This is a genomic window from Roseiarcus sp. (assembly GCF_052145395.1).
Classification (GTDB): Bacteria; Pseudomonadota; Alphaproteobacteria; order Rhizobiales; family Beijerinckiaceae; genus Roseiarcus.
The window spans coordinates 1-3,254 of record NZ_JBKQOT010000275.1 but is presented as its reverse complement, the minus strand read 5'-3'; the positions used below and the strand labels follow the sequence as shown (position 1 = coordinate 3,254).

3 protein-coding genes are annotated in these 3,254 nt (G+C 64.7%); all 3 read right to left on the bottom strand.

Annotated elements, in window-relative coordinates; translation table 11 throughout:
• Nucleotides 1-887, bottom strand: an 887-nt coding sequence (locus ACLP25_RS09255) for an ATP-binding cassette domain-containing protein (protein ID WP_442468911.1), incomplete at its 3' end; no start/stop codon positions are given.
• On the bottom strand, nucleotides 884-1,978 hold the full coding sequence (locus ACLP25_RS09250) for a hypothetical protein (RefSeq protein WP_442468910.1): 1,095 nt from the start codon (nucleotides 1,976-1,978) through the stop codon (nucleotides 884-886). The genes ACLP25_RS09250 and ACLP25_RS09255, both read right to left, overlap by 4 nt.
• Nucleotides 1,975-3,254, bottom strand: a 1,280-nt coding sequence (locus tag ACLP25_RS09245; protein WP_442468909.1) for an SMP-30/gluconolactonase/LRE family protein, incomplete at its 5' end; no start/stop codon positions are given. The genes ACLP25_RS09245 and ACLP25_RS09250, both read right to left, overlap by 4 nt.

Below are 3,254 nucleotides of genomic sequence, written 5' to 3'. Positions count from 1 at the left end.
TCGGTGCGGCCCGCGCCGACGAGACCGAAGAGGCCCGTGATTTGGCCGGCGAAGACGGAGAGCGAATTGTTCTTGACCATCGGCGCCATCTTGAGGTTTTGCACCGTAAGGACCCGGTCGCCGGCTTTGCGGACAGTCGCTTTGCGCACGCCATAGAGCGTGTGGGACAGATCGCGGCCGACCATCGCCTGAACGATGCGCGCGCGGTCGAACTTCGAGGCGTCGTCGGTGACCACCTTCTTGCCGTCGCGCAGAACGGTGATCCGATCTGCAAGGCTCAGCGCCTCCTCGAGAGCGTGCGAGATGAAGATGATCGACACGCCGCGCTTCTTCAGGTCGCGCACGAGGTCGAAGAAGTATTTCTTCTCCTCGGGCGTGAGCGTCGCGGTCGGCTCGTCGAAAATGATCACCTTGGCCTTGTGCAGCACCGCACGGGCGATCTCGACCATCTGCTTCTTCGCCGCGCCAAGCGCGCCGACCGTCGTCGTGGGCGCGACGTCGAAGTTCAGCGACTGCAGGAACTGTTGCGCGGCGATGTAGATGCCGCGCAGGCGATTGTAGAAGCGCTCCTGGCCGAGGAAGAGGTTCTGCGCGACCGTCATTGTCGGCACGAGGCTGTTCTCCTGGACCACCATCGCGACGCCGAGGTGGCGTGCCTCTAGCGGCGACTGCGGCGAGGCCGTGACGCCGTCGATTGTCATCGTTCCGGAGGACAGCGTCACGACCCCCGCCATGACCTTGGCCAATGTCGACTTGCCGGCGCCGTTCTCGCCGACCAGCGCATGGATCTCTCCTCGTCTCAGATCGAAATCGACGCCATCGATAGCGGGGACGCCGGCGTAGAGCTTGGTCGCCTTGGAAAGCGACAGGACGACGTCGTCGCTCATGCGCCGAACTCCTTGTCGAGCGGAGCGATGGGAAGCCTCAGGATCCGCCCTGGGCCCTTGGCGATCATGACGAGTGCGCCGTCGCGTTCGACGGCGGCGACGACGCCGTGGTTGGTCCCGTCGACGCGGCTGTGCAGCGAATAAAGCGGCGCGCCGCTCGCGTCGAGGCGGATGACGAGGCCATAGGAGCGCGGCGGCGCCCAGGGTTTGATGACGCCCATCGTCTTGATATGCGCGCCCTGAAGCGGCTCCTTGAACGACAGGCCCGAGCGCAGACGCGGGACGACCCAGTATTCCGGGTCGATCTCCGACATCATGCGCTCGCGATAGGCCGGCTCCCGCAGAATGAACTCGACCAGCAGGCTTCTTGCGACGAACGCCGTCAGCCAATAACCGCCGCCGGACGCCGGCGACAGACGCGACGGATAGACGGGCAGATGAGGCAGCACGATTTTCGTCGATCCGTCCCTCGCCACTGCGATGAGACGATGCATCCAGCTCTCGCTGACAAGAACGACGTCGCCCGTCGCGCGTGCGCCGAACGCGTAGCCCAGGCCGCTGGTCAGCGTCTTCATCGATCCGGCCGCCGGATCGAGCATGAGGACGCGGCCGCTGCGCCCGCGCTCCAACAGGTCCCAGGCCCACTGCTCGACGCCGCGCGTGGCGGAGCCGTCGGTCGCGATCAGCTCGCCGTCCGCCCCCGGCGCGAGCGCGTTGACCGCGGTGAGGTCGGTCGCGAAGACAGCGTAAGCCTTCGCGGCCGAAGGCTCTGAGAATATGCGGACTTCCCGTCCGGCAAGCGCCACGGCGAGACCGTCGTTGGGCAACACGGCGAGCGCCGAGATCGGTCGGTCAAAGCTGCGCACTTCGGTCGCGGCGGTTCCGTCGAGCAGCACGAGCCTCGGTCCGTCGGCGAGATAGATCTTGTGGCCGTCCGTCGCGAGATCCTCCGGCGCGGCGCATTCAAGGATCGTCTCGGCCGCCTCCAACTTCTGATTCGGTTTCAACGCGCCGTCGAATGAAGGGACGGCGATAGTGGCGTCCCTGCGTCCAAGAAAGCGGCTCCAGAAGTCTCGGATCGCGCCAATCACGGGAGGCGTCCCCAGCGTTTCTCGTATTGGACAAAATTCGGATCGGCGCCGTCGAGCTTGTAGCGACCGATGCGATTGTTGGCGAGCCCCCCGAGGTAGAGATAGCCGCGATGCTCGCGCATGGACGTGATCATCGGATGGTTGACGCCGTGGAGATCCCAGTACGAGTCGAGGATCTTGCCCTTTTCATTGAACTTCACGACGCAGCCGGTGTTGATGTTGGGGAACAGCCATTCATCGACCGGCAGCCGTTTGGCCATGCGGGTCCGGAATGCAGGCATGCGCCAGGCGAGGTCGAGCGAGGGGCTGCGCATGCCGACGAGGGCGAGCCAGTAATTGCCGTCGGAGGCCAGATTAATGTTGTCGGGATAGCCGGGCAGGTTGTCCATGACGACTTCGGTCCGGCCCTTCTTCGGCCCCTCAAACCAGTAGCGCTTGATCGAGCAGCCGAAGGTCTCGGCAAACAGGATCGACTGCCTGTCGCTCGCGACGCAGATGCCGTTCGTGAACTTGAGGCCGCGCACAGCAGTCTGGGTTTTGCCCGTGTTCGTGTCGTAGCAGATGATCCGCCCGTTGCCGCGAGCCTCGAGCCCGTCGACCGGCCATTCGTCCATCTCATAGCGGATCGTCGCCTCGGAGAAGAAGATGAGGCCGTCGTCGGTGATGTCGAGGTCGTCGGCGAGCCTCAGACGGCTGTCGTCGTTGACCGAGAGCCAGCTGCGGTTCGTCTCGTCGGTCGCCTTCCCGACGGTCCCGTCCGGCGCAATGCAGTAGAGGCCCATGCCGCCGATGCAGATGTAAAGGTTGTCGCTGCGGTCGAAGGCCATGCCGAGCGGCTGGCCGCCGATATGGGCGAACACCTCCATCCTCTGATAGTCCGGCGCAAAGAAGCGGATCACGTCGCCGTGGCGCGAGCCGGCGTAGAGGTTGTCGTTGCGGTCGAGGATGACGTCCTCGGGCGCCTCGATTCGGCCGAGACCGATCAGTTCGACGTCGCGAAGCCTGTCGTTCTGCTCGAACGGTCCGCCCTTCCCGATTTCGGTCGGCGGGGAAGGCGGCAGGTCGTGGTAGGTCGGGCTGACGTAGACCTTGCTGATGATACGCGTGCGGTTCTTCTGCCAGCGGATGTCGATCATCGCGGCGAGCAGCAGGATCGCGGCGAGCGCCATGCGGTTGACGCCGCCGCGCGCGTTCAGCGTGGTCAGCCCGAGAGCAGTGCTCCAAGCTGCCCAAGCCAACCGCAAAGATACAAAAGCCGATTGAAAATGTGTGGCTG